This is a genomic window from Paenisporosarcina sp. P4_E4_2 (assembly GCF_056401595.1).
Genome location: NZ_JBFUJC010000373.1, coordinates 1 through 2903, shown reverse-complemented (window position 1 = coordinate 2903; position 2903 = coordinate 1). Strand labels below are relative to the sequence as shown.

3 protein-coding genes are annotated in these 2903 nt (G+C 33.8%); all 3 read right to left on the bottom strand.

Features of this window, described 5'->3' with window-relative positions; all coding sequences use genetic code 11:
- Window positions 1–176: 176 nt before the first annotated feature.
- The 3 genes from AC1DSB_RS17320 to AC1DSB_RS17310 all read right to left on the bottom strand — a co-directional run bounded on the left by AC1DSB_RS17320 (window position 177) and on the right by AC1DSB_RS17310 (window position 2003).
- Complete coding sequence (locus AC1DSB_RS17320) at window positions 177–950, bottom strand: HAD-IIB family hydrolase (RefSeq protein ID WP_477531431.1); 774 nt, start codon at window positions 948–950, stop codon at window positions 177–179.
- An 85-nt stretch (window positions 951–1035) separates the two neighbouring features.
- Window positions 1036–1521, bottom strand: a complete 486-nt coding sequence (locus AC1DSB_RS17315) for a hypothetical protein (RefSeq protein ID WP_477531432.1) — start codon at window positions 1519–1521, stop codon at window positions 1036–1038.
- A 116-nt stretch (window positions 1522–1637) separates the two neighbouring features.
- Window positions 1638–2003, bottom strand: coding sequence for a hypothetical protein (locus AC1DSB_RS17310; RefSeq protein ID WP_477587208.1), 366 nt, complete (start codon window positions 2001–2003; stop codon window positions 1638–1640).
- Window positions 2004–2903: the final 900 nt, after the last annotated feature.

The window sequence follows — 2903 nt, the reverse complement described above, 5'->3', positions numbered from 1 at the left end:
ATTTTAATTAAAATTTAGCGAGCATAATCAATTTCTAGGTAAAAAACAAACCTCGTATTTTGAAAATACGAGGTTTCACCTGTTTATTGCTATTCATTTTTATAAAAAAGATTGATTATTTCAGAAATCGAATCTTCAACTAAAGCACCCGTTAGTTGAAGAAGAATAGACATTACTTAAATTTGTATTCGACTATACTCCATTGATAGTGAATGTAATTTATTCACTATTTCCTGTTCGTAATCTTCATCTAGTGGAATGGTCTCTTTTGCAAGAGGAGATAATCGTTCGTGATTGCCAATCATAACTGTATGTAATGCATTTTCAAACATTGATATATCATTTGCATCGTTTCCAAATGCAATATATGTTTTTTCTTTAATTCCTAACGCCTTCAAAGCACTCCATTTATTTATCCCACTTGGACTAATATCAAGGACATTCTCGTTACTATGCTTATTGACGTATACGTCAAGGCTTGAAAGTTTTTCTGCTAATTCTTCCATATTATTTGCAGTTAGCAACAGCACTTTGACTATTGAATCAAGAGACTCTAAACTAACCGATTTCGCTAACCTAGCTGGGTCTAAGTTTTGTAATATAGGGTGTGTATCAGGACCAGTATAAGCATAGTCCCATTCACCATCTATTAAGAAAGTGGCATTATGTTGCTCAATAAGATTTTTTACTTCGTTAATTTCATTAGGTGAGAATGCAGTAGATAGTACTACTTTTCCTTCTTTTGAGATAAGAGAGCCATTACCTCCAATCATTGTATAATGATGAAAAGCTTCATCTATCACGGGTAACATATCCCTTATAGGTCTCGCAGATGCAAAAATAACTTCGTGACCCTCTTGAGTTAAATTCGATAGTGAAAGAAGAATCTTCTTGGATATTGGCTGCCCCTTAAAACAAATTGTTCCGTCTAAGTCAAAAACGAATTTCATAATAAATCGCACTCACTTTCGTAGTTTATATATATCATTATATTGCAAAGTCCTAATCCTAATTTAACTAACCTGCCCCGTTAGTTTAATAAGACATACCAGCTTCTCTAAAGGCATTTCGATAAATCTCAGTGTTTATTCTTTGAACATCAATCTGCAATAATTCTTTTCTAATGGTACTAAATAGGTCACTTGGAATATTAGGAAATTTACCTTCAAGATCCTCTCTTTTATCTAAATGATTTAGCGTTTGAATAATAACAAAATAAATGTTTGGATATTGCTTTTTAATGTTGGAAGTATGTTTTAGAAACTCTTTGAGGTACTTATCAAAATAGTGACGGTTGTATCCTTCTATACCTATATAGAATGGAAATCCACTTCGGTCTTCCCACTCTATCAAAAGACCCAAAAAAGCAATAAGGGAACCCCCCCTATATCTCAAATTATCGTCGTTAAAGTGTTCATAATAAGGGTAAAACAATTTTACACACCAATCAAAGTCTACTATCCCATTCACTTCTTTTATCATATTATGTAATAGGTCTAATTTTTCTTTGATCGAATTCATTTGAAACCCCCTCTGGAACGTAATTAAAATTAACAATATCTCTTATACCTATTTTTATCGCTTTTCTTATCGAACTAACCTGCCCCGTTAGTTGAATAACGTTATTCTCATTATATTTACATCTTTTTGTCTCTGTCTGGTTCCTTCATAAATATATTTTCATTCTCATCAAATCCTTCAGGTAGCCAGTAATCCTCTGGTAATCCTTTTTCCTCAAATAACTTTCGAAGTTGTTCAATTGATTCGGACCACGTTAAAAAGACTTTGATAGAATATGGTGGTTGTCCTTCATCATTCCAAACTGCCCACTTTTTATTAGGGAGTTCTGTCGCATACCAACCTGCGTCTTCTCCTAGACGCCAAACATAAAACGTGTTTTCTTCAGCAACTTTCCAATCTTTGTAGCCCAAAACTTTCGCAAATTCATCGTAATTTTTATAGATGAGAGAGCGWAAAAACTTTTTCACTTGTTCCATTTTCATCCTCTCCTCCTCTTTTTCTTTACTAACAAAACTGCAACTTCTTATTGAACTAACCTGCCCCGTTAGTACAATAAGAAAGATGATTTTCAGTTARTTGAAGAAGAAATGCGTTCAGTAACATATCTATTCTATCGCTGAACGAGTGTGCAGCATGCACAACGTGTTGACATAACATCAGGATCAGGAAGTGATCATTTTTGGTCAAAAACCATTAGTCTTCCATGTTGGGGAAGCATAAGCATTTTCTCTTAAGAATTTTACAAACATAAAAAGAAGTCGCCCAAAACAATACAGGTAATGAATTAGAAGCAAATGCATGTTCTCTTAAGAATCCTACAAACATAAAATACCTCCTATATAAAAATATGCAAGAAAATTCGAGCTTATTTCCTTAAAGAAAAAAAGTTTCCTTAATGCAACTATAGAATAACATATGCATTTTCCCTTGAGAATTCTACAAACATAAAAATACTTCCTGCAGGTAGTAAAAAAATGAACTGGCTTGTATGGTGTATGCACAACGTGTTGACATAACATCCTGATTGGGAAGTATTCGACATTAATCCATAAAGAAAGCTGCCCTTTAAAGGCAACTGGCTTAACATTTGTATATAATCCAACTGACATAATGTTAAATAAAAAAATCGTCCGTTCAATCGGACGATTTTTTCTTATTGTGCTACTTCGCTGGCAATGCTTGATTCTGCTAAGCCAACTTCTCTTTCGGGAGAAAATTAATCAACTTCTGCATTCTTATAAGTTCAAAAGAAAAAGAGCAGCCGCTACCGTTCATTGTTTAACTCAATAAAGAAAGCGATCCCTGCTAAAGAATCGCTCCGGCTTGCGGAAGACTAAAAATAATTTTAAAGGGCTTAAGGGCATGTTTGCGCTTAGCTGGCT

Bases quoted from the DNA above. Each gene is read 5' to 3' on its own strand.
- AC1DSB_RS17315 (WP_477531432.1), bottom strand. From the start codon at position 1,521: ATGAATTCGATCAAAGAAAAATTAGACCTATTACATAATATGATAAAA.
- AC1DSB_RS17320 (WP_477531431.1), bottom strand. From the start codon at position 950: ATGAAATTCGTTTTTGACTTAGACGGAACAATTTGTTTTAAGGGGCAG.